The sequence below is a fragment of the Pantoea sp. sgz302252 genome (genome assembly GCF_047713085.1).
Taxonomy (GTDB): domain Bacteria; phylum Pseudomonadota; class Gammaproteobacteria; order Enterobacterales; family Enterobacteriaceae; genus Scandinavium.
Genome location: NZ_JBLFJW010000080.1, coordinates 1 through 2,340, shown reverse-complemented (window position 1 = coordinate 2,340; position 2,340 = coordinate 1). Strand labels below are relative to the sequence as shown.

The 2,340-nt window shown below is 43.1% G+C and carries 3 protein-coding genes and 1 pseudogene; 2 read left to right on the top strand and 2 right to left on the bottom strand.

The annotated features are described in order from the left end of the window. Nucleotides 1-81, bottom strand: an 81-nt coding sequence (locus tag ACLW56_RS25050; RefSeq protein WP_330986305.1) for a hypothetical protein, incomplete at its 3' end; no start/stop codon positions are given. 498 nt (nucleotides 82-579) lie between these two features. Here ACLW56_RS25050 and ACLW56_RS25045 point away from each other — a divergent pair. Both ACLW56_RS25045 and ACLW56_RS25040 read left to right on the top strand, forming a co-directional pair. After that, nucleotides 580-1,653: a hypothetical protein gene (locus tag ACLW56_RS25045; RefSeq protein ID WP_330986304.1), complete on the top strand. Its 1,074-nt coding sequence runs from the start codon at nucleotides 580-582 to the stop codon at nucleotides 1,651-1,653. A gap of 85 nt (nucleotides 1,654-1,738) precedes the next feature. Further along, complete coding sequence (locus ACLW56_RS25040) at nucleotides 1,739-2,053, top strand: hypothetical protein (RefSeq protein WP_330986303.1); 315 nt, start codon at nucleotides 1,739-1,741, stop codon at nucleotides 2,051-2,053. 116 nt (nucleotides 2,054-2,169) lie between these two features. On the opposite strand, the pseudogene ACLW56_RS25035 reads toward ACLW56_RS25040, so the two are convergent. Beyond that, nucleotides 2,170-2,340 (bottom strand): annotated as a pseudogene (locus ACLW56_RS25035) (chemotaxis protein CheW); the annotation flags it as partial.

Genomic DNA, 2,340 nt, shown 5'->3' with positions numbered 1-2,340 from the left:
GTCGCCTTCCATCGAGGCGCCCAGGCGGAACAGCAGGAGTTCAAAACGGTTAGACAGGGTCAGGTTGGCCCTGTCGTCGATATCAGGGTAAGATCACTGCTCTGTTTGCTGACAAAACCGCTGATTCGTTCGGCGGTTTTTTTCGGCTAAAAGCAGAGGGTGCAATGTATCAAATACAGTCCAGTTTTTTAGTCAGGTATATTACCCTCATCAATATGTTTCAATCCTTTTATCCGGTTTTATTATTCACTGTGATTATGTTTATTTATGCAGATAAAATATTTATTCTTATTCAGTCTAATAAAATATAAACTGCAAGTTGGTTTGTTTTTTTATATGGCAGGGTTGAATATGAATGTGTTACTTATACACGGTAGTTATGGATTTAGGGTGTTTGATGCTTCTGTTGAGGACTTGTCCGGTATTTTATGTAAAAGAATTCAAATGATATAAAGATATAAAGAGGTATAAACAATGACTGTATACCATCTTAGTACGCGGGTTAATTCAAATGATTCGGCGGATTCGATACTCTATGATTTATGTATTTACAGAGTGGATTCACAGCGAAATAAACATGTGATTGTTGATGTAAAGTTACAACCCATTCAGGCAGATTACCAGACATTGCAGCATGCAACGTCAGATATAAGAGAACCTCTTTCAACCATCTATATAATGGAGGTGATGCTTTATCATAAAACGATGCTGCACACGACACCTGTGTTATCTACGCCCTTTACCCATATGTATACTCTTGAGGAGTTTTCGACAGGTAAAGCCTGGTCCCCGGTGAAGCGCGAAAATCCCTGCTATTTTATAACGACGGGAACAACAAAGCGGGCAAGTGAAGGCGGCGCAGTAAAAACCGTTAAAATATCCAGACCTGTCCGGCCTTTTATTGCGAAGGAATATCCGATTGGTGATCCGGATGATCCATTTGATATTACAAAAATCAATACCCAGATTAACAGCAGATTTAATCAATTAAGCTTACCTTCACAGGGGCGTGCAAGCGCCTGCGGTCCTGCAGTTTTATTCTATTGCCTCCAAAAAGATCGTCCCGATGTATACAAGCAGGCTGCCAGAGAATTGTGGCGACATGGGAAAACAAAAATTGGACAACTTGAGATCGCGCCTGGTGAGGGTTGTCGTCATCCATCGGGATTGTTTTATGATGAGAATGGTTCACCACTCATTTCAGGACTTGACTGGATGACGTTGGTTAGTCTAAGAGATTCTGAGAATGCGGTGCTCAGTTTTGACATGTTAGATTCTCCTGTGGCTGGGGTGACATTATGGACCACGTTAAATGAGTGGTTTGAGAAGGTGGGCTACGAGTTGGTATTCAGTAATGTCGGCATAACGCAGGCAGGTATAGAGGGTATGAATGAGTTAAATGAATATGTCCGCAAAGGCTGTAAGGTTGTTACGTTAATAAATGATGGGCTTCTTGATGGTAGTGATTCAACATTAACAGTACCGACGCACTGGATCGTCTGGGAGGGACCAGTAACAGAAGATTCTTTAGGACATGTTCATCTTGAGTTATTTTCATGGGGTAGTGTTAAAGATCGTATTAAGTCAGGTAAAAAAATACCCTATTTCATTTCACGTTTTTTTGGGGGAATGGTGTTTAAGCCATTGAGCTAATATGAAAGGAATATGTTTAATTCTCCTGATATCATTTTTGTCCGGGTGTACTTTACATGCCACTGTCACGCCCGAAGGCGATGTGTTGGACGACGCTATAGTGGGTGTAACTTATTATGGTGAAATCAAAATCACAGGTGGCAGAGCTTATGCTCTTGATCACGACGCTCTGCATGAGCGTTTTGTGGGTTCAATTTCCCCTACCGATACCGGTTTATACGTTCAGCGTTGTAATGGCGGTGACTCTAATAACTGTGTCCAAATTAGAGGGAATCCGACGAAACCCGGAGTAGTTAAAGTCAATGTGTCAGGCAGCCTTTTCGGTACCAATGTTGCAACAGGTGGTGGGTTTGACAAAACCTACACCATAACGATTAAAAAGGCTGTGGGTACGCCCTGATATGCCCTAATGGATGCCTGATTTCAGGCATCCATTTTCAAACATCAAACCGAATGCAAACGGCTGATCAAAGGCCCATCTTCGTGACGTTCGGCGCGTTCCAGCACTTCCTTAATCACAGACGACAGGTCGATAACCGGGATAATCTGGTCGCGGATGTTCACCATACCCATCACCGGCGCTTTAATGCCGGCAGGTTTGGTGAAGGAGGGCATCGGCACAATTTCACGCAGCTTAAAGACGTTGATGCCAAAGAGCTCTGACTTGTCGCCTTCCATCGAGGCGCC